This is a genomic window from Pedobacter sp. AK013, from assembly GCF_014205835.1.
GTDB lineage: Bacteria > Bacteroidota > Bacteroidia > Sphingobacteriales > Sphingobacteriaceae > Pedobacter.
On sequence record NZ_JACHCQ010000059.1, the window covers coordinates 1 to 25,458 of the forward strand.

Annotated in this window: 25 protein-coding genes; 13 read left to right on the top strand and 12 right to left on the bottom strand. The window is 37.8% G+C overall.

Annotation, left to right across the window (positions count from 1 at the left end; genetic code table 11):
* Positions 1-104: 104 nt before the first annotated feature.
* From HDC90_RS24230 to HDC90_RS24245, 4 genes are all read right to left on the bottom strand, one after another.
* Positions 105-923, bottom strand: coding sequence for an SDR family oxidoreductase (locus HDC90_RS24230; protein WP_184471072.1), 819 nt, complete (start codon positions 921-923; stop codon positions 105-107).
* A gap of 47 nt (positions 924-970) precedes the next feature.
* Positions 971-1,903: an NAD-dependent epimerase/dehydratase family protein gene (locus HDC90_RS24235; protein WP_184471074.1), complete on the bottom strand. Its 933-nt coding sequence runs from the start codon at positions 1,901-1,903 to the stop codon at positions 971-973.
* 130 nt (positions 1,904-2,033) lie between these two features.
* Positions 2,034-2,633, bottom strand: coding sequence for a Crp/Fnr family transcriptional regulator (locus HDC90_RS24240; protein ID WP_184471076.1), 600 nt, complete (start codon positions 2,631-2,633; stop codon positions 2,034-2,036).
* A gap of 46 nt (positions 2,634-2,679) precedes the next feature.
* Complete coding sequence (locus HDC90_RS24245) at positions 2,680-3,261, bottom strand: thymidine kinase (RefSeq protein ID WP_057932507.1); 582 nt, start codon at positions 3,259-3,261, stop codon at positions 2,680-2,682.
* A 122-nt stretch (positions 3,262-3,383) separates the two neighbouring features.
* Here HDC90_RS24245 and HDC90_RS24250 point away from each other — a divergent pair, with 122 nt between their 5' ends.
* Entirely contained in the window at positions 3,384-4,568 is a 1,185-nt protein-coding gene (locus HDC90_RS24250) for a hypothetical protein (protein WP_184471078.1), read from the top strand.
* A 645-nt stretch (positions 4,569-5,213) separates the two neighbouring features.
* Here the strand turns inward: HDC90_RS24250 and rodA are convergent.
* The 7 genes from rodA to HDC90_RS24285 all read right to left on the bottom strand — a co-directional run bounded on the left by rodA (position 5,214) and on the right by HDC90_RS24285 (position 13,241).
* On the bottom strand, positions 5,214-6,476 hold the full coding sequence (rodA, locus tag HDC90_RS24255) for a rod shape-determining protein RodA (RefSeq protein ID WP_184471080.1): 1,263 nt from the start codon (positions 6,474-6,476) through the stop codon (positions 5,214-5,216).
* Between the two features lies 1 nt (position 6,477).
* On the bottom strand, positions 6,478-8,484 hold the full coding sequence (gene mrdA / locus HDC90_RS24260) for a penicillin-binding protein 2 (RefSeq protein WP_184471082.1): 2,007 nt from the start codon (positions 8,482-8,484) through the stop codon (positions 6,478-6,480).
* Positions 8,484-8,999 carry a rod shape-determining protein MreD gene (locus tag HDC90_RS24265; RefSeq protein ID WP_184471084.1) on the bottom strand — a complete coding sequence of 172 codons (516 nt, stop codon included), beginning with the start codon at positions 8,997-8,999 and terminating at the stop codon, positions 8,484-8,486. Before HDC90_RS24265 ends, mrdA begins: the two co-directional genes overlap by 1 nt.
* Entirely contained in the window at positions 8,992-9,831 is an 840-nt protein-coding gene (mreC, locus tag HDC90_RS24270) for a rod shape-determining protein MreC (RefSeq protein WP_184471086.1), read from the bottom strand. The genes HDC90_RS24265 and mreC overlap by 8 nt, the downstream gene beginning before the upstream one ends.
* An 85-nt stretch (positions 9,832-9,916) precedes the next feature.
* On the bottom strand, positions 9,917-10,939 hold the full coding sequence (locus tag HDC90_RS24275; RefSeq protein WP_010601761.1) for a rod shape-determining protein: 1,023 nt from the start codon (positions 10,937-10,939) through the stop codon (positions 9,917-9,919).
* Positions 10,940-11,151: 212 nt separating this feature from the next.
* Positions 11,152-12,678 (bottom strand): bifunctional phosphoribosylaminoimidazolecarboxamide formyltransferase/IMP cyclohydrolase, encoded by a 1,527-nt coding sequence (gene purH / locus HDC90_RS24280; protein ID WP_184471088.1) that lies wholly within the window; start codon positions 12,676-12,678, stop codon positions 11,152-11,154.
* A 194-nt stretch (positions 12,679-12,872) separates the two neighbouring features.
* Entirely contained in the window at positions 12,873-13,241 is a 369-nt protein-coding gene (locus tag HDC90_RS24285; protein ID WP_184471089.1) for a helix-turn-helix domain-containing protein, read from the bottom strand.
* 76 nt (positions 13,242-13,317) lie between these two features.
* Between HDC90_RS24285 and HDC90_RS24290 the strand changes: the two genes are divergently transcribed.
* Complete coding sequence (locus tag HDC90_RS24290) at positions 13,318-14,715, top strand: MFS transporter (RefSeq protein ID WP_184471091.1); 1,398 nt, start codon at positions 13,318-13,320, stop codon at positions 14,713-14,715.
* Positions 14,716-14,722: 7 nt separating this feature from the next.
* Here HDC90_RS24290 and HDC90_RS24295 read toward each other — a convergent pair whose 3' ends face one another.
* Complete coding sequence (locus HDC90_RS24295) at positions 14,723-15,301, bottom strand: phosphoribosylglycinamide formyltransferase (protein ID WP_167293251.1); 579 nt, start codon at positions 15,299-15,301, stop codon at positions 14,723-14,725.
* A gap of 241 nt (positions 15,302-15,542) precedes the next feature.
* Here HDC90_RS24295 and rpsT point away from each other — a divergent pair, with 241 nt between their 5' ends.
* The 11 genes from rpsT (at position 15,543) to rny (ending at position 25,321) form a co-directional block, all read left to right on the top strand.
* Positions 15,543-15,797 carry a 30S ribosomal protein S20 gene (gene rpsT / locus HDC90_RS24300; RefSeq protein ID WP_029277289.1) on the top strand — a complete coding sequence of 85 codons (255 nt, stop codon included), beginning with the start codon at positions 15,543-15,545 and terminating at the stop codon, positions 15,795-15,797.
* 175 nt (positions 15,798-15,972) lie between these two features.
* Positions 15,973-16,671 (top strand): DNA repair protein RadC, encoded by a 699-nt coding sequence (gene radC / locus HDC90_RS24305; protein ID WP_184471093.1) that lies wholly within the window; start codon positions 15,973-15,975, stop codon positions 16,669-16,671.
* A gap of 108 nt (positions 16,672-16,779) precedes the next feature.
* The gene (locus HDC90_RS24310) at positions 16,780-17,616 is read left to right on the top strand and encodes an endonuclease/exonuclease/phosphatase family protein (protein WP_184471096.1); all 837 of its coding nucleotides are present in this window, start codon (positions 16,780-16,782) and stop codon (positions 17,614-17,616) included.
* A gap of 3 nt (positions 17,617-17,619) precedes the next feature.
* Positions 17,620-18,384 carry a prolipoprotein diacylglyceryl transferase gene (locus tag HDC90_RS24315; RefSeq protein ID WP_184471098.1) on the top strand — a complete coding sequence of 255 codons (765 nt, stop codon included), beginning with the start codon at positions 17,620-17,622 and terminating at the stop codon, positions 18,382-18,384.
* 5 nt (positions 18,385-18,389) lie between these two features.
* Positions 18,390-19,784, top strand: a complete 1,395-nt coding sequence (locus HDC90_RS24320) for a radical SAM protein (RefSeq protein WP_184471100.1) — start codon at positions 18,390-18,392, stop codon at positions 19,782-19,784.
* Position 19,785: 1 nt separating this feature from the next.
* On the top strand, positions 19,786-19,983 hold the full coding sequence (locus tag HDC90_RS24325; protein WP_184471102.1) for a hypothetical protein: 198 nt from the start codon (positions 19,786-19,788) through the stop codon (positions 19,981-19,983).
* Between the two features lie 15 nt (positions 19,984-19,998).
* A complete protein-coding gene (locus HDC90_RS24330; RefSeq protein WP_184471104.1) occupies positions 19,999-20,193 on the top strand; it encodes a hypothetical protein in 195 nt (64 codons plus the stop codon).
* Positions 20,194-20,371: 178 nt separating this feature from the next.
* On the top strand, positions 20,372-22,771 hold the full coding sequence (gene pheT / locus HDC90_RS24335; protein ID WP_184471106.1) for a phenylalanine--tRNA ligase subunit beta: 2,400 nt from the start codon (positions 20,372-20,374) through the stop codon (positions 22,769-22,771).
* A gap of 31 nt (positions 22,772-22,802) precedes the next feature.
* Positions 22,803-23,093, top strand: a complete 291-nt coding sequence (locus HDC90_RS24340; RefSeq protein WP_184471108.1) for a hypothetical protein — start codon at positions 22,803-22,805, stop codon at positions 23,091-23,093.
* 33 nt (positions 23,094-23,126) lie between these two features.
* On the top strand, positions 23,127-23,417 hold the full coding sequence (locus HDC90_RS24345) for a cell division protein ZapA (protein ID WP_029277272.1): 291 nt from the start codon (positions 23,127-23,129) through the stop codon (positions 23,415-23,417).
* Between the two features lie 332 nt (positions 23,418-23,749).
* Positions 23,750-25,321 (top strand): ribonuclease Y, encoded by a 1,572-nt coding sequence (gene rny / locus HDC90_RS24350; RefSeq protein WP_184471110.1) that lies wholly within the window; start codon positions 23,750-23,752, stop codon positions 25,319-25,321.
* Positions 25,322-25,458 lie beyond the last annotated feature (137 nt).

The window sequence follows — 25,458 nt, forward strand, 5'->3', positions numbered from 1 at the left end:
GGTAAGGTCATTAGTGTTTATTCGCATAAATCATAATTAGCTATTTACAAAGCTAATTCTGTTACCGAATTACTAAACCTTTACAGCAATGACGACTATTGTAGTTAAATCGCTATTTTAAATTCGTAATCCAGGTACTTATAGACATTTATGCTTTCCACAATTTTCCAATCTTTCTTTTCTGCAATAAAATTTGGCACTTGAAGTCCTGTGCTTTCGGCTGCATGAGTGTAAAAATCCATTTTTGCAGGATGGTTTGGCGAGCAGGCATTATACGTTCTGCCGAATGCCTGTTTTTCCAAAAGTTTTACTGCAACGCCTACAGCATCTGTTTGATGGATCAAGTTGACGGGAGCTAGACCATTTGGTATATTATTTTTTCCGGCAAAGAATCTCCCCGGGTTGCGATCAGGGCCAATTAAGCCTGCAAAGCGGATTACGGTGCAGTTTTCGGGAAATAGTTCCTTAAATAGAATTTCTGCAGCTAAAACGACCCTTCCCGAATCAGTATCGGGATTTGGTTCGCTGGTTTCATTTACTGTTTTGTTTTCATCTCCATAAACACTTGTCGAACTGATCAACACCACATGTCTTGATTTATCTTTCGCTGCAGTCAAAATCGATCTTATCTTTTGAGGATAATCCAGGAGTTCAGTAGAATTTCGCTTTGGAGGAATACAGATAAACAAGGTCTCAGTCTCAAAAAATCTCGGATCGGCTACAACAGCTTCTGCTGTAAAATTGACCAAAAACGGTTGTATATCTTCTGACTGAAGTATTGCCAGTTTTTCCTGACTTGTGGTAGAACCCTTTACGGTATAACTTAGCCTGGTCAGTTTTTTAGCCAAAGCCAACCCGAACCAACCGCAACCTAAAATCGATACGGTTTTAGCACTATTATGTGTTGTATTATCTTGAATCATTTGTGCTAAAGATAAATACTTGGCACTATAATTTACACCGATTCATGTCAATTCTGCTTTTTATACAGTGTTTGGGATAGCTTTAAAATGCCATCATAATAAGATGTCGGTTTAAAGTTAAATGCCTTTTCAAATTTGCTAGAATCGAAATGATAATCATGATCATACTGGTAGTACATTTCTACAGTACCGGCAACTACTTTTTTAAATAAACCTATTAAGCGTAACATCAGTTTATTAATGGTCAAATATTGAGGCTTAGTTTCATAAATCTTTGCAGCTATTTCGATAAAAGCTTTCCCTTTTAAAGGTGCTGCGGTTGGCAGGTGCCATATCTGGTTACCTGAATCGAGTGTTTGCCCCAAGAGGAACAAAGCTTTTCCTGCATCTTCAATGTAAGTAAAACTGTGTAAGGTATTCGGGTTTCCGATCCATTGAGCTTTTTCTTTTTTGGCAAACTTATCGAGCACCATCATGTCAAGAAAACTGTTCATGGAGTCTGTTCCGTAAAAATCGGCTGCACGGGCAATGGTTACGTTAATGTGGCCCGCTTTACTCTCATCCATTAATTGTTCGGCTACTTTTGCCCTTACTTCTCCTTTTAAACTACATGGATGGTAAGGCGTATCTTCTGTCATCGGGCCATTTACGAGGCCATACATATAAACATTATCGAAAAAAATTAGCCTAGCACCGGTACGTTTAGTTAAGTTAATTACATTTTGAATAATAATAGGCCACTGTTGTTGCCATATTTTAATGTCGTAAACCAAACCGGCGCACAGGTAGATTACTTTCGAACCTTCGGTTGCTGCAAAAAGTTCAGTCTCATTTAATAAATCAGCCTTAACCCAGCTTACATTTGGGTTGTTTGTAGATATTGGTTTTCGGCTAACCAGTCTAATGGTTTCGTTAGCATTGATCAATTCTCTGGTTAGTGCGTTTGCTGTTGGTCCGCCGGCGCCAAGTATAGTATGCATATCTTTGTTTTTTTGATTGGTTCAAAGTTATGCTACATAGAACCACGAAAACGTTAACAAAAGATAAGGACTTTAGATTATTCAGAGTTGACAACTTTAATGGCCGTTTGCTAGAAAGTTGTGAACTCTTTTAGTGCAAAAGTGTTCTTTTACGGATGCGCGAAAGTGAAACAGGTGTGATGCCTAAAAAATTGGCAATAAAGTGTTGTGGAACACGCTGGAAAATATCTTTTGCAGTTTTTTCAAGCATGGTATAACGCTCTTCGGGGCTTTGGGTAATAAAGGCAGTAACCCTGTCTTCATAACAACAGATGTGATGTTCTGCTACCAGGCGGCCAAACCGCTCCATTTTCAGTGCCAATATTGGATGGTTTAACATTTTCTGAAGATCGGCATAAGCAATAAGAACAAGTTCGGTTTTCTCTAATGCCTGAATAAAATTGATGCTTGGTACTCTTTTTAAAAAGCTTTTGTAGGCACTTACCAGCTCGTTTTCAAAATAAAAATAACCAGTAATTTCCTGCCCGTCTTTAACATGATAATGCCTTGCTGAGCCCTGAACAATAAAGCCAATATAATCACATACTTTTCCTTCAACTACAAAATGATCTTTTTTCTTTAAAGTGGAAAAACTCAGGTGTTGACTTAAGATTTCCCATTCATCTTCTTCAAAGGTGACAAATTGGGCTAAACCGGTTCTAAAAGCGTTTATTTTACATTGTTTATCCATATCAATAATTAAATCCTGTTTAAAGATACGGATTAATCAATCATGATTATCCTTTGTCCAAATTGTAGCAAGCCCTACAACGTGGCTCATAACTTTCTTTTTCGCCCAATAAAACGGTAGCTTCATCAGCAACTGTACGGTAACTGTATAGGGCTGGATTTCCGCAACAAACACAAACCGCATTTACCTTGGTAACATGTTCGGCAATGGCCATTAAAGCAGGCATTGGGCCAAAAGGTTTGCCCGTAAAATCCATATCCAGGCCGGCCACAATAACACGTATGCCTTTAAGGGCTAGTTTGTTGCATACATCAGGTAGTTCGTCATCAAAAAACTGGGCCTCATCTATACCAACCACCTGGGTGTTGGTGCCCAATAATAAAATGGCCGAAGCGCTATCAACAGGTGTAGAGTTTATTGAGTTTAAATCGTGCGAAACCACAGCAGTTTCATGATAGCGGGTATCGGTACGGGGTTTAAAAATTTCGACATTCAGTTTAGCAATCTGCGCTCTTTTTAACCTTCTGATCAGTTCTTCTGTTTTACCAGAAAACATAGAGCCACATACAACTTCTATACTTCCTGAAAATTCGCCCCTTCTTCTAAAATTTTGTTCGCTAAATAACATGCCTGTTTTTTTTTCCCCTGTGTGCGTTCTATAATTTTTAAACCGAACAAATATGAGAATTATGTGTTATTTTTGAACACATAGTTACCAACATAAATCGACTAAAAATTCGTTTTAATTTTATGATGAACCAACAAGATATTTTCAGAAAGATCGGCAGCATTTTAACGGAGTTAAATGAACAATACCAGTTTTTAGCTCAAAATCCTCAGCAATTAAACGATTTGGAGCTGGAGCTTTTTCTGGCTAATGCCCATTTCCTTTCCGATCATGTTAATATCGTCAAAAAATTAAATGCCACGATAGAAGAAAAAACAGCTGAACCTGCAAACCATGCCTTGTTGGCCGAACAGAATACCATTATATTGCCCGAAACTGAAAAAAGTTATACAGAAGATGATGAGTGCTTCGATCCGCAGGAATTGGAAGAAGTAGCAACGGCCCAGGAAGAGGAAGAACGGGTAGATGTGAAGCCTAAGCAGGAGGTGCTTGATGATGAAGTTATTGAAGAAGAAAAAGCTACCTCGCTTTTGAATAAAGATTTCTTTAAGCCAGACCAGGACGATCATACTTTTGAATTTGTATTGGGCAAACACGATGAAAACGATCAGTTCGATTATGAAGCAAAATCTGTTGAAGAAATTTTCGATCGCCCATTAAGCAAAGAAGAAGCAGAAATTTTAGCACGCAAAAAGATAATTCATGAAAAGGAAGATGCTTTATCTGTTCAGGAAGAGGCTTTACCTACAGAAGAGGATGAAATTGGTCCTGAACCTTTTTTAATTCCGCACGAAGAAGAAGCATCTGAAACGATTACGAAGGAAGAACCCGTTGTAGCGGCTAAAGTGGAAGAACCTATACCTGTTACTCAGCCCATTGAGGCACTGAAAGGTATAAAACTGGATGATCCTATTATTTCGCCACCTGTTGAGCAGGAGCGTCCTTTGTTTACGCCTGAGGCTGTTCCTGTAAAACCAGCCCCACAACCCGAAGCAGTTAAATCTGCGCCAAGTTTAAATGATCTGCTTGCTAGAACAAATGGAAAAAGCGATGAGCCTGTTAAAGCACCTATTGCCGATTTGAAACAGGCGATTAGTTTAAACGAAAAGTTACTTTTTATTAAAGATCTTTTTAATGGGTATAATCTTGCCTATTCAGAAGTAATTGATATCATCAATAAGATGAGCAGTTTCGAGGCCGCAGATAGTTATCTTCAGAATAACTATGCAGCAAAAAATAACTGGGCCAATAAGCAGGCCACTGTCGATCAATTTTACGAGTTATTAAACCGAAGGTTTAGCAAGTAGCGCAGTAAGCGACAGGCGTAATATTTTACTAATTTGATCGTCATCGCGACTGCGTTACATTCCGTATTGACAGATACCAAGGAAATCCCGTCATTGCAATGACGATTTCTTGAGGAGATCTAAAACATTAGATTCTCCTGTCTCTCGTATTGATTTTATGAAATAAATTATTTCTCGAAATGACGGGTCTTCCTTACTTTACGTCGACTATCGACCGCAGATTAAAGACCTTGATCATAGAGAAACAATTACAATTTTGCAAGTAATCAGGAAATGAATGTTTAGTGTTTCATGGGTGCTTTATCCCCGCCAACCACTACAATCTTTTTGTGAAAGCAGCTAAAAAATGAATGTTGTGGCTACAAAAAGTATTTCCGTTTTTGTCGGGTTTATTAACCCAGAATAATGGCACAGAACTGCCTTGCTAAACCCTATAAAAGCGGACACGAGGTAAAGCGTTTAGCTGGAGTGCACAATAATTTGAATACAGGTTTTGCTTTCCAAAAGATATTTAATACAGTTTATATTTTTAGCGTGAATACTTAGAATTTATGAGGCGAAAAGATCCTGAAATAAATTCAGGATGACGTATTTTTTACAAGATGACTTTATGTATTTTATCGACTTAAGACTTTTGACTGAGAACTAAATAAATCCCATTCGGTTAGAATCGAGCTTTAAAAAGATAAACAATAAGATTGTAAAACTCCATAATGAAGAACCACCGTAACTAATTAGTGGTAGGGGAATTCCAATTACAGGAATAATGCCAATCGTCATCCCGATATTAATAAAAATGTGAAAAAAGAGGATACAGGCTACGCTATAACCATACACCCTTGAGAATGTTGACCGTTGCCTTTCTGCCAAATTGACCAATCGGAGCAACAGGAACATGTACAAACCTATCACCACAGAACAGCCCATAAATCCCCATTCCTCACCGATGGTAGAGAAAATGAAATCGGTACTTTGCTCAGGTACATAACCATATTTGGTTTGCGTACCCTGTAAAAACCCACGGCCCATTCCCTGACCTGAGCCTATGGCAATTTGCGATTGAATTACATTATAACCCGCACCTTTATTATCTGTTTTAAGCCCTAACATTAATTCTATACGGCTACGTTGGTGGGGAGCTAAAACTTTTTCGTAGGCAACTTTTATTAAAAATAAATACCCAATAGCAAAAATGGTTACCAAAACAGTAGAGAAGATTATTTTTTGTTTTCTTCTGTTGTTGTAAATGAAGAGGCCAGCAATTGTGGTAATAATAATGACTAAGATATAAGTGGGTACTAAGAAATCAGCAATAAAGAGCACAATCATTCCCAAAAATATCAACAGAAAGTAGCCAGATAAACCTTCGCGATATAAGGGGAACATAAACGCAAGAAACACCAGTGCCGAACCCGTATCGGGTTGAAGCATAATTAATAACAGCGGTGCAGCTACTATTAATCCAGCTATCATGATTGATTTAATATCGCGGAATTTGGGGTTAAATGCACCTACATACCTTGCTAAAAGTAAGGCCGTGCCAAACTTGGCAAATTCGGCAGGTTGAAGTTTAAAAGAGCCTATTGCAATCCATGCCTGGTTGCCGGCAACCTTGTTTCCGATTACCAATACGGCCATTAACAGCAGCAGTGTACCGCCATAAATAAAAGGAGAGAAAACATTGAAAAGCCTTCCATCAAATAATAGGATAGATAAGCCCAAAATTAATCCCGTGATGATGTAAATTAACTGTTTGCCGTAAAGTGTGCCAAAGCCAAATACCGCTGTTTGTTCTGGTGGAACAGAAGCGTAAATATTGATAAAGCCAATAGCGCATAAGGCGATATAGATTAAAACAGTAATCCAATCTACATTAAAAAAGAAACGGTTTCCCTGTTGCTGCTGCATTTTATTTTTGGATTACAGGTTTATCGATTGCTGATTTTAATTCCTTAGGTTTTGTAGTAACCGTTTGTTTAATCGTTGCCGATTTAATTCTCAAACTATCTTTTATCCTTTTGGTTGAATCTGTCTTTTTAAGCAACAGGCTATCTGCCTTCGTTAGTTTGATTTTTTTTGTTTTGTCGATTAGTAGAGGGAGCAGGTTTTGATTCTTCATCCAATCTACCTGAGCGGCCCTTCCACCACTAACACTACCTTTCAAATATTTTTCAATCATGTAACTGGCAATTGGAGCAGCATAGGTACTACCATAACCCGCATTTTCTACAATTACCGCAATCGCAATTTTTGGATTATCGCGTGGCGCGAAGCCTATAAATACAGAGTGGTTTTTACCGTGTGGGTTTTGTACAGTTCCTGTTTTTCCACAGAGTATCACATCCGGAATCCGAGAGAGCGTGGCGGTTCCCCAGCTAGTATTTACAGCATCTTGCATACCATCAATTACCGGCTCGAAATATTTGGCATCTACGCCCACGTAATTTTTAACCACGTATTCTTTTTTAACCAAGTTTTTATCGCCTATGCCTTTAATTAAGTGCGGCTTAATATAATAACCACGATTAGCGATAATGGCCATGGCATTAGCCATTTGTAATGGCGTAGCAGTAATCTCACCCTGGCCAATAGCTTGCGAAATTACGTTGGTATAACCCCATCTTTTACCATAAATTTTATCATAATGATCTGCTGTATAAAAATAGCCCTTTCGTTCATAAGGCATATCAATATCTAGTTTTGATCCAAAACCAAATTTAGCCACTTTATCACGCCATTCCTGATAGGTTTGTTTTTGATTTTTCATCCCATTTTTGGTAATTAGCTTCTGAAAAACATGACAAAAGTAAGTATTGCAAGAGCGGGCAATGCCTCTCCGCATACTGATACTCCCATCAACGTGTTCGCATTTAACAGGATGATTTCCGGCCATATAATAACCTGGGCAAAAAAACGTAGTATTGGGATCGATTACGCCTTCTTGCAATCCGATTAGTGCATCAACCGGTTTAAACGACGATCCTGGGGGATAGTAACCTTGAATGGGCCTAACCAAGGATGGACGATATGGATTACCCACAATAAATTGCATGTAATTGTTCCCCTGGTTTCTGCCCACCAAAAGATTTGGATCGTACCCTGGGCTACTTACCAGTGAAAGAATTTCTCCTGAAGCTGGCTCAATCGCTACAATTGCACCAACCTTATTTGTCATCAACTCTTCGCCGAGTTTTTGAATTCTCATATCAATTCCCGAGATCAACCTTTCTCCCGAAACAGCGTTCACATCGTATTTGCCATCGGCATAACTTCCTTGGGGGGTGTTGTGCGCATCGTATACCGTATTAATCACACCCTTTTCGCCCCTTAAAGTTTCTTCATAAGAAAACTCTAAGCCACTTTTGCCCTTATAATCTCCAGGTTTATAAAATCCTTCCGATTTTTCGATATCAACAGGGCTTACTTCTTTTACATAACCAAATAACTGTCCTCCAACACTATCCGGGTAATGTCTGATGGTTCTGTCCTGTGTCCTAAATCCTGGAAAACGATAAAGTTTTTCCTGCAAACGGGCATAACTTTGAACAGAAATCTGTTTGAGGAAAGGTGTAGCCTGATAACTGGATTTTCCTCTGGCTTTTTTAAGATTTTTCCGAACATCTTCAAAAGAAATATCTAATGCCTGTGCAAGTGCCAAAGTATCAAAAGGTTTTACTTCGTTTGGCGTAACCATAAGGTCATATACAGGTTCATTCTGTACGATCACCTTCATGTTCCGGTCTAGAATGGCACCGCGGGCAGGATATTTATAGATTTTTCGTAGAACATTACTTTCTGCAGATACGAACGCTGCATCACTAATAATCTGGATATAAAATAACTTTCCCAATAAAATCAGGGCGATTACAATAAATAATCCTTGAACGATATATTTTCGGTTAAATAATTGATCCATTAGCGTGGCGTTCTTCTATAGAATATAAACTCTACCAATAAAATAATAAGCAGTGTAAAGATACAACTTAAGCCGCATCTCATTAAGGTATAACCAACTTCGGTTAACCTAAATGTTTCTAAAAAGAACAGCACCAGATGATGTGTAGCAACGCAAAGAAAAGCATAAAGCGAAAACCATTGGAAACCCATATAACTTAACGATGGTTCTGGGTCGTCAATTGCGTCGCGGTTTAAACTTATTGAAATAAAAGAAATTCTTACAAAAGCCAATACTACGCATGCCGTAGCATGTACGCCCATGGTATCGTAAAAGGCATCGAGGGTTAATCCTGTTCCGAAAGCCAATAAGTACAGTAAAATATTCGGGATTCCGAATGGAAGCAGCAACAAAAACAGCACATAAATAAATGGTGTAGAAAGATCATAAAAGCCCATGTTCTTGAGCAAGAATATCTGCACAAAAAGTAGTAAAAACCACCTGATTACATTTATAATAATGATTCTACTATTCATTTGGTTTAGCGATGCTTTCTAAAGCTTTTTGCTCATCAGCTTTTTTATCTTTAACCACATATACGTATTGCAATGTGCTAAAGTCAGTAAATAAATTTAATTCTGCTGATAAGAAATTATCATTTGTGGCCACATTTGCCTTGCTAATTTTTCCAACCAAAATCCCTTTGGGAAATGAAGCAAAACCCGAAGTAACAACAGTATCACCAACGTACATTTTAATATGATTGGGCACCTCTTTAACAAATGCCTTTTTAATATCGAAATTTCCATCGCCCCAAACTAATGAGCCAAGTGCATTGTTTTTTTTCAAGGTCACACTAATTTTAGTGTCTTTATGCAGTAATGACTGGATGGTGGCTAAATGTGCCGAAACATCACGGATAAAACCAACTACTCCACGTTGAGGCGCAATAACAGCCATGCCACTTTTAATACCATCAACTGTTCCTTTATTAATGGTCATGATGTTGTTGCGCAAAGTGATCGAATTTTTAATCACCTTGGCTGCCAGGTATGTGTATTGCTGATTGGTAACCGTATCTACCACTTTAACATCTTTAGCTGTATCTACCGTGGTTAATCCCAGCAACTGGCTTTTAAGCTTAGCGTTTTCTGCTGCAAGACTATCGTTAACCATCCCCAGGTTTAAATATCGTTTAAAAACATTTAATCTTTCGTATGCGCTGCCAACTACCTCATTGCTTGAGTTTAAGGTTACGCTTCGCTGATAAGCGTTATTTTTCACCGTGAGGTAAATACCAACGATAAAAAAAATGATAAATAAGAAAAATGCGTTGTATCTGCTGATGAAAATCCAAAGGTTACGCATTGCTCATGAGATATGAGACCTGCGATATGAGATATGAGTTTGAATAATTAGTCTCAAATCTCACATCTCATATCTCAAATCTAGGTTATTGCATTAAGAATTTATATCCGCCAATATTTTTAAGGGCAATGCCAGTTCCACGAACTACTGCACGAAGTGGATCTTCTGCAACGTGAACAGGTAATTTGGTTTTAGCCGCTACGCGCTTATCTAAACCTCTTAACAATGCACCGCCACCTGTTAAATAAATACCAGTTTGGTAAATATCTGCTGAAAGCTCTGGGGGAGTAATCTCTAAAGCTTTTAAAATTGCTTCTTCAATTTTAGAGATCGATTTATCCAAACAGTGTGCAATTTCGGTATAAGAAACCGTGATCTGCTTTGGTACGCCAGTCATTAAATCGCGACCTTGAACTGCAAAATCGGCAGGAGCATCCTGTAATTCAGGTAAAGCTGCACCAACTTCAATTTTAATTTTCTCTGCGGTACGGTCACCAATCATAATGTTGTGCTGACGGCGAATATAATTTACAATATCAGAGTCGAAATTATCTCCCGCAACGCGGATAGATTGATCGCAAACAATACCTGATAAAGCAATAACCGCAATTTCAGTAGTACCGCCACCTATATCGATAATCATGTTACCCATTGGCTCTTCTACATCAATTCCGATACCTACAGCAGCAGCCATTGGTTCGTGGATCAAGTAAACCTCTTTTGCACCAGCAATTTCGGCAGAATCGCGCACGGCACGTTTTTCTACTTCTGTAATACCAGATGGAATACAGATTACCATACGTAAAGAAGGAAACATCCAACCTTTACCGCCATTAAGCATACGGATCATCCCTTTAATCATCGCCTCAGCAGCGTTAAAATCGGCAATTACACCATCTTTTAATGGACGTACAGTTTTAATATTGTCGTGGGTTTTACCCTCCATTTGCATGGCCTGACGGCCAATAGCAATAACTTTGTTTGTAGTACGATCGAAAGCAACAATAGATGGCTCATCTACAACTACTTTGTCGTTATGTATAATCAGGGTATTCGCAGTACCTAAATCGATGGCAACTTCTTGCGTAAACCAGTTAAATAATCCCATGTATAAGGTATGTTTTCTTTATTTTATCAAATCTATACTATTCCTAATGTAAAAATAGCTTTTTTATTGTTTTAAGTTTTATTTTCTTCGGTTATTAATTGTTTTTAAGGCAATTAAAATGTTCAGAAAATAACCAACTAAAAAAACAAAGCAGTAAGACCAAGGCGATTTGCAATATGCTTTAGGCTTTGGTCTTTAGACTTTAAGTTTAACTAGTGTTTAAAATGTCTTACCCCAGTGGTTACCATTGCAATGCCTTTTTCATTTGCTTTGGCAACAGAATCAGCATCTTTAATCGATCCACCTGGCTGTAGAACAGCTGTAATTCCGGCTTCAGCAGCAATTTCAACACAATCAGGGAAAGGGAAGAAAGCATCAGAAGCCATTGCAGCGCCTTTAACACTGAACCCGAAAGAAGCTGCCTTTTCAATCGCTTGTCTTAAGGCGTCAACACGCGAAGTTTGACCGACACCGCTTGCAATTAAAACATCATTCTTAACCAGAACAATGGTGTTCGATTTAGTATGTTTTACAATTTTGTTAGCAAAGAACAGATCTTTTAGTTCTTGTGCAGTGGGTGCTTTATCGGTAACGGTTGTCATTTGTTCCGGACCTTCGATAATTAAATCTTTATCCTGCTCAATTACACCGTTTAATAATGTTTTAAATTGTTTTTTGCTCAATTCGACCTGGTTACGCTGCAAGATAACGCGGTTTTTCTTTTTGCTGAACAGTTCGATCGCTTCTGCTTGGTAAGAAGGTGCAATTAACACTTCAAAAAACAAGTTGTTAATTTCTTCTGCTGTTTCAAGATCAACCTCCACATTGGTAATCAATACACCGCCGAAAGCCGAAACCGGATCGCAGGCCAATGCATCAAGCCATGCCTGTTTAACGGTAGGGCGAGAGGCAATACCACAAGCATTGGTATGTTTTAAGATCGCGAAAGTTGGATCTTCAAATTCGTCAATTAAAGCTACAGCCGCATCTACATCAACCAAATTGTTGTAAGAAAGTTCTTTACCATTAAGTTTGGTAAACATAGCATCTAAATCGCCATAAAATACGCCTCCTTGATGCGGGTTTTCGCCATAACGTAAAGTTTTAGCCTCGGTTACACTTTGTTTAAAAACATCAAGCGGCTCTTCGGTATTGAAATAATTAAAAATTGCAGTATCGTAATGAGAAGAAGTATGGAAGGCTGTTTTAGCGAACGATTTACGTTGTGCTAAAGTTGTTTCTCCATTTTGGGCTTCTAATTGGGCTTGTAAAGTAGGGTAGTCGTTTTTTGATGCGATAATCACTACATCGTTGAAGTTTTTTGCAGCGGCACGGATTAGGGAAATGCCACCGATATCAATTTTCTCGATAATTTCTTCTGGTGTTCCGCCTGCTTTTACAGTTTCTTCAAAAGGATATAAGTCAACAATAACCAAATCAATCTCAGGAATTTCATATTCAGCGATCTGCTCCTGATCGCCAGTTAATGCCCTACGGTTTAAAATTCCGCCAAATACTTTTGGATGTAAGGTTTTAACACGTCCGCCTAAAATAGATGGATAACCTGTTAAATCTTCAACCGCCGTAACAGGAAGGTTTAAATCTTTGATGAATTGTTCTGTTCCACCGGTAGAAAATAATTGTACACCTTGTGCGGCTAACAATTTTACCAATGGCTCCAAACCATCTTTATAATATACTGAGATTAAAGCGTTTTTGATTTTAATGGATTGACTCATTCTACTGAAAATTTTGAGCCGCAAAGGTAGTAAAACAGGGGGATTTATTTAGGTGATGAAACCAATAAAAATGAAATTATTTGTATATTTTTCTTTGTTGGGTATTTTTTATCTTTCATTGGTGTTTTTAGGCTTTGAACCTGCACATCAAATTTACACTAGCTACTTGTATTTCATTGCTTTATTAGAATTTTTTAGTGCTTGTTGCTGGCTTGGAAATTAGCGTACCAATCTTCCAAAACATCAATTACAGGAAGAAGGGTTTTTCCTAAGTCAGTGAGTTTATATTCTACGCGTGGAGGAGATTCTGCAAAAGCCTCCCGTACGATGAGTTTATCGCGTTCCATTTCTTTTAGCTGTGTGGTTAATGTACCCTGACTTAAGAAATTTGTTTCGCGCTTCAGCTCTCCAAATCTTTTGGGACATTTAGCAGCAATGGCTTTAATCAGCATGATTTTCCATTTGCCGCCGATTACCTTAAATACGCCCGTCAACGGAGAGTCATTTAAAAATAAAACTTCATTTGTAATGGCTTTATACTCATTATTAGTACTGTTTTGCATACTTGGTACTGTTTACGTGACTACTTGATTGTCGTTACAGGCTTTTCTTCCTTTGAATTTTAAATATAAGAAAAGCATGAAAAAATACAGAAAATGGTCTACGTTCCTGATCGCCTGTTCGGCCATATTTTTATCCGTGTTAGACCTGTTTATTGTAAATGTGGCACTTCCGTCTATTAAAACTGGAATTAATGGGACAGATGCAGATATGCAGTTTATAATTGTGATGTATATTATAGGTTACGCCTCCTTTCTGATTACCGGAGGACGGGCAGGAGAATACTTTGGAAAGAAAAAGGTATTTCTGTCCGGAATGCTGATTTTTACCCTTGCTTCTTTATCCTGTGGTTTGTCACAATCGGCTGCCCAGCTAAATGTTGCCCGCTTTATACAGGGGGTAAGCGCAGCATTCATGGTGCCCCAGGGCATGGCTTTTATCCCCGATTTATTTCCCGATCAGAAAGAGCGGATAAAGATGTTGGGTATTTATGGTAGTATAGCCGGTGCCGCCTCAGTTATTGGTCAGTTTTTGGGCGGATTAATCCCTGATCTGGAAATTATTTCTGAGAGCTGGCGTTTGATTTTTTTGATCAATGTACCTATAGGCATAACTGCTGCTGTGCTGGGTTTAAAATACCTTAAAGAATTGCCTGTAAAAATTACCGGGAAATTTGATTTAATCGGCAGCTTATTGCTAATGCTAACCTTAACAGCCTTTATTTATCCGCTAATACAGGGTAGGGAGCTGGGCTGGCCGATCTGGAGCATTACTTTATTGCTATTATCGGGTGTATTGCTGCTGGTATTTATTTATTATCAAAAACGAAACATCAGGATGGGGAAGCTTCCGCTTATTAATTTAGGTTCTTTTAAAAATTTCGATTTTAAGATGGGGCTTTTAATTTCCCTGTTTTATTACCTCGTTCAGGATTCTTATTTTCTGATTAATACCGTTAATTTACAAAGTGGCATGGGTATAAGTTCTGCCCGTACCGGGATGTATTTTGTTTGCCAGGGACTTGGTTATCTAATGGCATCAATGTTTTTTACGCCATTGGTGACCCGTTATGGCAAATATATTTCCCTTATAGGATCTGTAATTATGATTACAGCACTGCTTCTTCATTTGATTTTATTTAATTCAAATGATGCGTCACAATTATATATACATATAGTGTTATTTGTGTACGGTATAGGTTGTGGTACCATTTTACCTTCTTTAATGACGATATCGCTGAAAAATATGCCCGAAGATAAAATGGGGACTTCATCTGGTATTTACTTAACACTGCAGCAGATTTCGGTAGCGCTAGGGGTTGCGCTTGTTGGTGGTATTTTCTTTAGTAAACTTCAACATCCGGTTCTGGCTTCGCAATTTCCTATAGCTTATCAATGGGCAACTTTGCTCAACATCGGGTTTCTGCTGATCGTTAGTATATTGCTATTGCTGATGTCAACAATAAAGAAAGCCTGATTTTAGGTTACTTTTTTATCTTCTTCACAATGGTTTCTACTATCCGCGGATAATGCTGGTGCTCGAGCTGCTGCCCCTTAAACTTTACCATTTCCAGATTGTCGTTTTTGTCGATCCTGTAGCGGGCTTGATAAATGTATTCCCCTTCATCATAGTTTTCGTTAACATAATGAATGGTTATACCGCCTTCGGTTTCGCCTGCAGCCATTACCGCGTGGTGCACGTGGTCGCCATACATACCTTTTCCTCCAAATTTTGGGAGAATTGCAGGGTGGATATTTACAATTCTGCCAGGATAGGCATTGATCAGGCTTTTGGGGATCAGCCAAAGAAAACCAGCCAGTACAACGAAATCAATTTCCAGGTTTTTGAGCAGGTCTACCACCTCATCTGTTTTGTAGAATTCATTCTTATCGAAAATATGAGTAGGGATTTCGAAGTTATCGGCTCTTTGTAATACATATGCATCGGCATTGTTGGTCAATACCAAAGATATTTCTATTTCATTACTTCGCTTAAAATGCTCCATCAGCTTTTGGGCATTAGAGCCAGAACCTGATGCAAAGATGGCTATTCTTTTTTTCACTCAAAATCGTTTTGTCCAAAAATAGTATTTTTAAGCCTGTTTTCTTAATGGAAAAGAATTTTTATTCAATTATGTTAAAGTATTATTAATGAATTATTTTAGCGTATTTTTGCCCTTCTGAAACAGGCTTCAATTTTAATGAAAAAAAAGTTGAAAGTGTTTTGTAATTTAAAAACATTAATCCTATATTTGCAACCCGAATTATAGGAAACGAATAAGAAAAATAAAAGGCTAAATAGAAATGGCAAATCATAAATCTTCATTAAAAAGAATTAGAGCAAACGCAACAAAACGTTTACGTAACAGATATCAGGCAAAAACTACACGTACCTTTATTAAAAGATTACGTGCTGCAGAAGATAAAAAATCTGCATCTGATTTATTGCCTAAAGTAATCTCTATGTTAGATCGTTTAGCTAAAAAGAATATTATCCACAAAAACAAAGCAGCGAATAACAAATCAAAATTAACGAAATTCGTTAACGGTTTAAAATAAGCCAATTTTTAAGATATTAGGAACGGCATAGGTTTAACTTATGCCGTTTTTGTATTTATACTTTTTAGAGGAGAGAAACAGAAATAATTTAAATCTTAATTTTTCTTCAATTATTTTACGATATTAGTAAAGGCATCCCAACCAAAAGTTAGGATGCCTTTTTTTTGTGCTAAAAATGGAAAATTACGAACAGAAATTAGGTATAAAGCTATGGGCTGAAGAAGATCGCCCACGTGAAAAACTTTTATTGCACGGCCGAAGACATTTAACAGATGCCGAACTGATTGCTATTTTAATTGGCTCAGGAAATAAAAATGAAACCGCTGTAGATTTAAGTAAAAGGATTTTGTCGTTTTACGATAACAATTTAACAAAACTGGGGAAAGCTTCTATTCTGGAACTATCGAGGTTTAAAGGTATTGGAGAAGCCAAAGCATTGACTATTATAGCCGCTTTAGAGCTTGGTTTGCGGCGAAAGGAAACTGCCGAAGAGGCCATTACTCATGTTACTACTTCTAATGATGTTTATAAGTATTTGCATCAAACTTTCGCTAATCTCAATCACGAAGAGTTCTGGATATTACTCCTAAACAGGTCTAATCGGGTAATCGGTAAATTTTTGATCAGTAAAGGCGGGCAGGCAGGTACAGTAGCCGATCCGAAAATTATTTTTAAAACAGCTTTAGAAAACAATGCGGCAAATGTTGTATTGGCACATAACCATCCTTCAGGAAATTTAAAGCCCAGTGAGAGCGACGATAAGCTAACCAGGGATATGGTGGCTTCAGGAAATTTGCTTGGTCTGTATGTGGTTGACCACCTGATTTTTGCCAATAACCGCTACTATAGCTATAGGGATGAAGATTTAATTTAAAAGATATTAGGTTGTTAAAATACAATTAACGTTAAATTAGTATAATAGCGGCTTAAAATTAGGTGTTACTGGCTGGCCAGTATTAATTAAATTGTGTAATTATTATTTATGAATACTTTAAAAATCATCCCTGTTTTTCTTTTGCTAACCGTTATGGCATTTGCTCAAAAAACGGCAGTTCCAATTAATATCATTACTTATAACATCCGCTTAAATGTAGCATCAGATGGTGTTAACGCCTGGCCAAACCGAAAAGATAATGTAAAAGCTTTAGTGAAATTTCATGATGCTGATATTCTTTGTGTACAGGAAGCCTTACCCGAACAGTTTGATGCGCTTCTGGAGAATTCCAATTTTGATGTAGTGGGTGTTGGTAGAGAGGATGGTAAAAGAAAAGGAGAGTTTTCAGCTGTTTATTTCGATAAAGACCGCTTCATCAAAAAAGATGGTGGAACGTTTTGGCTATCTCAAACGCCTGATATCCCTTCAAAAGGGTGGGATGCTGCACTTAACCGTATATGTAGTTGGGTAAAACTTTATGATAAGCTAAATAAAAAAGAATTTATCGTGTTTAATACCCACTACGACCATATTGGTGTAAAAGCGAGAATCGAATCAGCTAAATTGCTGAAACAAAAGATACAGCAGATTGCTCCTGCACTACCTGTTGTTTTTACCGGCGATTTAAATGTAACGCCAGAAACGGAGGCGATTGCTACCATCAAATCTTTTCTTACTGATGCAAAAGAGGTTTCTGTAGAGCCTCCGTATGGCCCGGCAGGTACTTTTAATGATTTTGATTTTAACAGCGACCTGAAAAACAGGATCGACTACATTTTTGTAAACAAAGGATTTAAGGTGCAGAAATTTGCCGTATTAACTGATAGTAGGGATAAAAGGTATTATTCTGATCATTTACCTGTTTTTTGCAGACTTTGGTTTTAATACATGCTGTTAAAATCGCCATCGCTGTTTCCCTTTCAATTCGAACTTTTTGGTAACCAATACCATTATCACTATATTTTCGAAACCCTGGCATTTATAATCGGAGTGAGGTTATATTATTACTATAAAAGGGGAATTATAGATCCAATATCTGATGAAAACAGGCTGTGGATTATGTTGGGTGCCATGCTTGGTGCTTTAATCGGTTCGCGTATAATTGCTGTACTCGAAACGCCTCAGATACTCCACCAGCTTAGTTTTTCAGTTCTTTATCAAAGTAAAACCATTGTTGGCGGTTTGCTTGGCGGTTTGTTCGGCGTGGAATTAATAAAGAAGATAATAGGAGTGAATGTCGCCTCTGGAGACATCTATGTTATCCCGATTCTGGTCGCATTGATTATAGGCCGCATTGGTTGTTTTTCAATGGGAATTGATGAGCCAACCTATGGTGTCCCTACCCACTTTTTTATGGGGATGGATCTGGGCGATGGAATGCTCCGGCATCCCATCATGCTCTATGAAATGATTTATCTCATGCTTTTGATTTTCCTTTTTAATAGCTTAAAACATAAAGAACTCATTAACGGAGATCGATTTAAATTATTTATGGTGTTGTATTTCTTCTTCCGTTTTTTGATAGAATTTATAAAACCTTACCATTCATTATTTTTAAACTTAAGCAGTATTCATTGGTCGGCATTGTTTATTTTTATTTATTATTACAAATTCATCATCAGAATTTCTAAACAGATTTTACATAAACAGTAAACATTATGGCCAATACCAGAGATTATATATACTACGATTATACCAAAAGTCTTTGCCCGGAATGTTTACAGCTTTGCGATGCGAAAATTGTTTTTCAGGATGCTAAGGTATTTATGCTGAAAAATTGCAGAACGCATGGCGATAGTAAAGTCATGATTGCCGATGATGTAGACTATTACAAACAGATCAGGAATTACAATAAACAATCTGAAATGCCGCTTAAGTTTAACACCAAAGTGCATTACGGTTGCCCTTACGATTGCGGCTTGTGTACCGATCATGAGCAGCATTCGTGTTTAACGGTAATAGAAGTTACCGATCGTTGCAACCTGGCCTGTCCAACCTGTTATGCCATGTCGTCGCCAACTTATGGCAGGCACAGAACTTTGGCAGAAATAGAACGGATGATGGATGTTGTAGTAGCAAACGAAGGTGAGCCCGATGTGGTACAGCTCTCGGGCGGAGAGCCAACAGTACATCCTGATTTTTTTAAGATTTTAGATCTCGCCAAAAGCAAGCCCATTAAACACTTGATGGTAAACACCAACGGTATCAGGATTGCCAAGGATATTAATTTTGTAGAGAAACTGGCCAGTTATATGCCCGATTTCGAAATTTATCTGCAGTTTGATAGTTTCAGTGCCGATGTATTAACCAAGCTAAGGGGCGAAGACCTTCGCGAAGTGAGGAGAAAAGCCATCGATCATTTAAATCAGTTTAATGTATCTACCACTTTGGTTGTTACTTTGCAAAAAGGATTAAACGATCATGAAATTGGCGATATTTTAGCCTATGCACTTAAGCAGAAATGTGTTCGCGGCGTTACTTTCCAGCCTACCCAGGTAGCGGGAAGAAATGATGATTATAATGATCAACAGGGAAGAATCACCTTAACTGAAGTACGCAGAAAAATTTATGAGCAATATCCAACCTTTACCCCACAAGATTTAATTCCTGTGCCCTGTAACCCCGATGCGTTGTGTATGGCTTACGCATTAAAAATCGGCGACGAAGTGATTCCGATGACGCATTTGATCAATCCAGAAGATTTGCTCAACAATTCGAAAAATACGATTGTTTTCGAGCACGATGAAAAATTGAAAGAACATATGCTCAACTTGTTTAGCACAGGTGTTTCTGTAGATTGTGCCGAAGATACTTTTGGCGAACTGATGTGTTGCCTGCCAAGAGTAAAATCAGATAGTTTAAGTTACGATAATTTATTTCGGATCATCATCATGAATTTTATGGATCCCCTTGATTTTGATGTTCGTGCAGTTAAAAAATCTTGTGTGCATATTGTGAGCGATAAATATAAAATGGTGCCTTTCGAAACCATGAATATTTTTTACCGCGATAACAAAATAGATCTGATCAGGGAAAAATTAAATATGAACTAACATGGAAGAAGGTTTATTCGGATTGCTAATTGTTTACTGTCTTACCGCAGTTGTACTCTTTGTGGTGGGGATTATTCAGATTATTATTAAATCATCAAGGAACGAACCTATCAAACCTGGGTTAAAACTGCTTATCATTTCGGTAATTATGGTGGTAATCGGTTTTGGTGCCTGTGCAGTATTGCTGGCCAACAGTTAATCTCAAATTAAGCTCATGGAAATTTTTATTGTATATTGGGTAATTGTCGTAATGTTGTTTGTAATTGGCATCATTCAGGTCATCATAAAAGCGGCTAAAAATCAACCCGTTAAACCTGGTCTAAAACTGGTTATTGCATCGGTTATAATGTTGGTAATAGGAGCAGGAGCATGTGCAGTAATTCTATCTAATTTAAATATTGGTCATTAGTCATTTTTATTGTGTGTTTTAAGCAAAGGTTTTAGCGTTCTTAAGTCTCAGATCTCCTGTCTAGAATCTCAATAATTAACTTCCTCCTTTGACCTTTAAATAATATCTTTGCATTTTAATAAATTGAATATCATTTGGGCTTGTCCCGATCTTGATAATCATTACTTGATTCTCTAAAATGAAAATATCATATAACTGGTTAAAACAATTCGTACAAATTGATAAAACACCTCAAGAACTTTCGTTAATCCTCACCAATGTTGGTTTAGAAGTAGAAAGTGTAGAAAAAGTGCAGCCTGTTGTGGGCGGTTTAGAGGGTTTGCTTATTGGCGAGGTATTAACCTGTATACAGCATCCCAATGCCGATCGTTTGCGCATTACTACTGTTAATGTTGGTGGCAAAGAAAACCTGCAGATTGTTTGCGGTGCGCCAAATGTAGCTGCCGGACAAAAAGTGGTGGTAGCTACAGTAGGTACAACAGTATACCCATTAGAAGGAGAGCCTTTTAAAATAAAAGAATCAAAAATAAGGGGAGAACTTTCTCAGGGGATGATCTGTGCCGAAGATGAAATTGGTTTAGGTAAATCGCATGATGGGATTATGGTTCTTGCCCAAGATACTGAAATTGGGATCAGAGCAAAAGATCATTTTAAAATGGATGATGATTTTGTTTTCGAAATCGGATTAACGCCAAACCGTGCCGATGCCGCTTCGCATTTAGGTGTGGCAAGAGATTTGGCTGCTTATTTCAGAAGTGAATATGAAATGCCTGATATTTCGGCTTTTAAAACGGATAACGAAAATCTGATTATTCCCGTTGAAGTAGAAGATCTGGCCGCTTGCCCACGTTATAGTAGCCTTACCGTTTCTGGTGTTATCGTAAAAGAATCGCCAGAGTGGTTGAAAGATAAGTTAAAAGTAATTGGTTTACGTCCGATCAATAATGTAGTCGATATCACCAATTATGTGCTTCATGGCTTAGGACAACCTTTGCATGCTTTTGATGCCGATAAAATTACTGGTGGAAAAGTAATCGTTAAGAAAGTTGCGGAAGGTACGCCTTTTGTAACGCTTGATGATGTAGAGCGCAAGTTGAGCGCAGATGATTTAATGATCTGCAATACCGAAGCGCCAATGTGCATCGCAGGTGTTTTCGGTGGAAAATCTTCAGGTGTTGATACCCATACCAAAAATATTTTCCTGGAAAGTGCTTATTTCAATTCAGTTTCTGTACGCAAAACCTCGAAAAGACATGGCTTAAAAACCGATGCTTCTTTCCGTTACGAGCGTGGTACCGATCCTGAGATTACGGTAACGGCTTTAAAATACGCGGCTTTATTGATTAAAGAACTGGCTGGTGGCGAAATTTCTTCATCAGTTTCTGATATTTATCCAAGTCATATCAAACCGTTCGAGTTTGAAGTAAGTTATACCAATATCAATAAATTAATCGGTGCAAATATCCCTTCGGCCGAAATCAAACATATTATTACAGCTTTAGGGATTTCGGCAACCAATACCTCTGATGATACTTTAGCTTTAAGAGTACCATCATTTAAAGTGGATGTGACCCGCGAATGCGACATTACAGAAGAAGTATTACGTATTTATGGTTATAACAATATCGAAATCCCTTCAAAAGTAAACGCATCACTTTCTTACAGCATTAAACCTGAAAAAGAAAACACGCATAATGTAATTGCAGATATGCTTACTGCTAATGGTTATGCAGAAATTATGTGCAACTCGTTAACTAAATCGGCTTATTCGAAAAATTTAGACGAGGCCGTATTTATTTTAAATCCGTTAAGCAGCGATTTAAATGTAATGCGTCAAAATTTATTGATGCCGGCCTTAGAAAGCGTGGCCTACAACCAGAACCGTAAAAATGCAGATGTTAAGTTTTACGAGTTTGGTAAAACCTATCATTTAATTAACGAGAAGTATGTAGAACGCCCCAGGTTGTTGTTATTAATTTCGGGGGCTAAACAAAGCGAACAATGGAACCACAATGCTAAACCGGCAACTTTTTATAATTTAAAATCGGCAGTTGATGCCATTATATCGCGTTTGGGCATTGCAAGTTATCAATCTGATGTTTTAAACGATGAAAATTTTGCCTACGGAATTAAATATTTCCATGGAGATAAAACCCTGGTAAGTTTCGGTGCTGTTTCAAAAGCCGACCGTAAAGTGACTGATGTAAACGCTGAAGTATTTTATGCTGATTTCGATTGGGCTACCTTGTTAGATATTGTAAGGAAAAATACAATTGTGCACAAAGATGTTTCTAAATACCCACAGGTTCGCCGCGATCTTTCATTGTTGATTGATCAAAATGTAACCTTTGATACCTTGAAAGGTATTGCATTCAAAACCGATAAAAAGCTGATCAAGGAGGTTGGTGTATTCGACGTATACGTTGGTGATAAATTACCTGACGGGAAAAAATCTTATGCCCTGAATTTTATTTTGCAGGATGAAGAACAAACCTTAACCGATAAGCAGATCGAAAATACAATGCAGAAACTAATCGCGAATTTAATGGCACAAGCTGGTGCAGAAATTAGGAAATAAAATATAAATTCGTATTTTTAGAAATAAATTCATGACTTCTGTTGCAGATCAATTAGATAAAGTATTACAAAAAACGGCTCAAGTATTAGCCTTATGTAATGCGCTACAGGAAGAAAATGATTTATTAAAGCTTGAAAATCAATCGTTAAAAGTAGCACTCGATACGGCGAAAGACAAAAATGTAGAACTTGACGAAAAATTAAGGGTTACAAAATTGGCTAAAAGTATAGAGGGAACAAGCGAAAAATCGCTTGACATTAAGCAAAAAATTAACGATTTTGTGCGGGAGATTGACAAGAGTATTGCATTATTAAAAAAATAATGATGCAGGGAAATCAGAAACTAAGCTAAACAAATGGGAGAAATCTCGATTAAAATAACCATTTCCGACCGTATTTATCCACTAAAGGTGAATATGGAAGAGGAAGAAATTGTGAGACGGGCAGCAAAAATGATCAACGAGCGCATAAAAGATTACCAGGATAATTATGCGGTTAGAGATAAGCAGGATCTTCTTTCTATGGCCGTGTTGCATTATGCAACAGCTGTATTGAGAACAGAAAACAAAGTACAAAACCAAGATACTGCTGTTGCCGATAAAGTTGAAGAATTGGATGTTTTACTCAGTAATTTCTTTTCAAAATAAGGTTCGTTCTTTATATTTTTTGTCACAAGGAATGCAAGGAAGAATCTAGGAGGTAAATCCTGGCTTCTGAACATTTAGCGTATTAGGCTTTCGACTCTATGCGCTCTGCTTCACGACAAAACACGGCATTAGCACAAAAATATAGCCGCAGCTAGTTTTTGAGTTTCAAATTTTATAAAACTTAACACTTCAATATCTATAGGGTTAAGAGGGCGTATTTCATTTGCTATGGCACCTGAAAATGGCTTAAACCCTAATTATGCTTAGTTGAGGTTTAAAATGTATGAGACTTTAAAAAATTAGTTGCGGTTTTTTTTTACATAAAAAACAAAATGGAAATAGTTGAAATATTAGGATACGTATTTGCCGTAATAGCGGGTATAGCTATCGGAGTAGTGGTAGGAAGATTCCTCCTGCGTAACTTGCTTAAACAGCAGGAAGTTGCCGCACAGAACAAAGTGAAAAAGATTTTAAAGGATGCAGAAAACAATGCAGAAATTTTAAAAAAGAATAAACTTTTAGAAGCAAAAGAGAAGTTTTTGCAAATGAAAGCTGAGCACGAACAAGAAGTGAATGCGAAGAATAACAACATTAACCAACGCGAAAATACCATCAAGCAGAAAGAGCAATCGGTAAACCAGCGTATGGAAAATTTTAATAAAAAAGAACAAGAACTCGATAAGCAAAAAAACGTTTTAGAAAAGCAGACCGAAATTGCCATTAAAAAGCAAGAAGAAGTAGAAGTGCTTAAGAACCAACACCTAAAACAATTAGAAACTATAGCTGGTCTTTCTGCCGAAGAAGCTAAAGAGCAATTGGTAGAAAATCTGAAACAAGAGGCCCGTACGCAAGCGATGATGCAGGTGAAAGATATTGTTGATGAGGCAAAACTGACGGCAAGTAAAGAAGCTAAGAAAGTGGTTATTCAAACCATTCAGCGTACGGCTACTGAAGCAGCTATAGAAAATTCTGTATCTATTTTCCATATCGAAAGTGACGAGATTAAAGGTCGTGTAATTGGGAGAGAGGGTAGAAATATCCGTGCTTTAGAAGCCGCAACCGGTATCGAGATTATTGTGGACGATACACCAGAAGCCATTATTTTATCGGGTTTCGACCCAGTAAGAAGGGAAATTGCACGTTTGGCTTTACACCGTTTGGTAACAGATGGCCGTATCCACCCGGCACGTATTGAAGAAATTGTAGCCAAAACGAAAAAACAGATCGAAGATGAGATTGTAGAAATTGGTGAGCGTACAGTGATCGATTTAGGCATACATGGTTTACACCCTGAGCTAATCCGTATGGTTGGCCGTATGCGTTACCGTTCATCTTATGGGCAAAACTTATTACACCACTCGCGTGAGGTAGCTAATTTCTGTGCTACTATGGCTGCAGAATTAGGCTTAAATGCTAAAATGGCTAAACGTGCAGGTTTATTACACGATATTGGTAAAGTGCCTGATGATAATCCAGAATTGCCACACGCAATTCTAGGTATGCAACTGGCCGAAAAATATAAAGAGCATCCTGAAATTTGTAATGCCATTGGCGCCCACCACGATGAAATTGAGATGACTTCGATGATCTCTCCAATTGTGCAGGCATGTGATGCCATTTCTGGCGCCCGCCCAGGTGCACGTCGTGAGGTAGTAGAAAGTTACATTAAACGCCTTAAAGATTTAGAAGAATTAGCTTTATCTTACCCTGGTGTTGAGAAAACGTTTGCAATCCAGGCTGGTAGGGAATTACGTGTAATTGTAGAGAGCGAGCGTATTACTGATGCTCAGGCAGAACTTTTAGCTGCTGATATTTCGACCCGTATCCAAACCGAAATGACTTATCCGGGGCAGATTAAGGTTACCGTAATTAGAGAAACACGCTCTGTAGCTTTTGCGAAATAGATTAAATCGTCATCCTGAACTTGTTTCAGGATCTTAGTAGCAGAAAGATGCTGAAATAAATTCACTGTTGTCCGGAGAAATATTTTTTTGTTTATAAAAAAGGGTAGCTTTAAGTCTACCCTTTGTAGTGTTATATT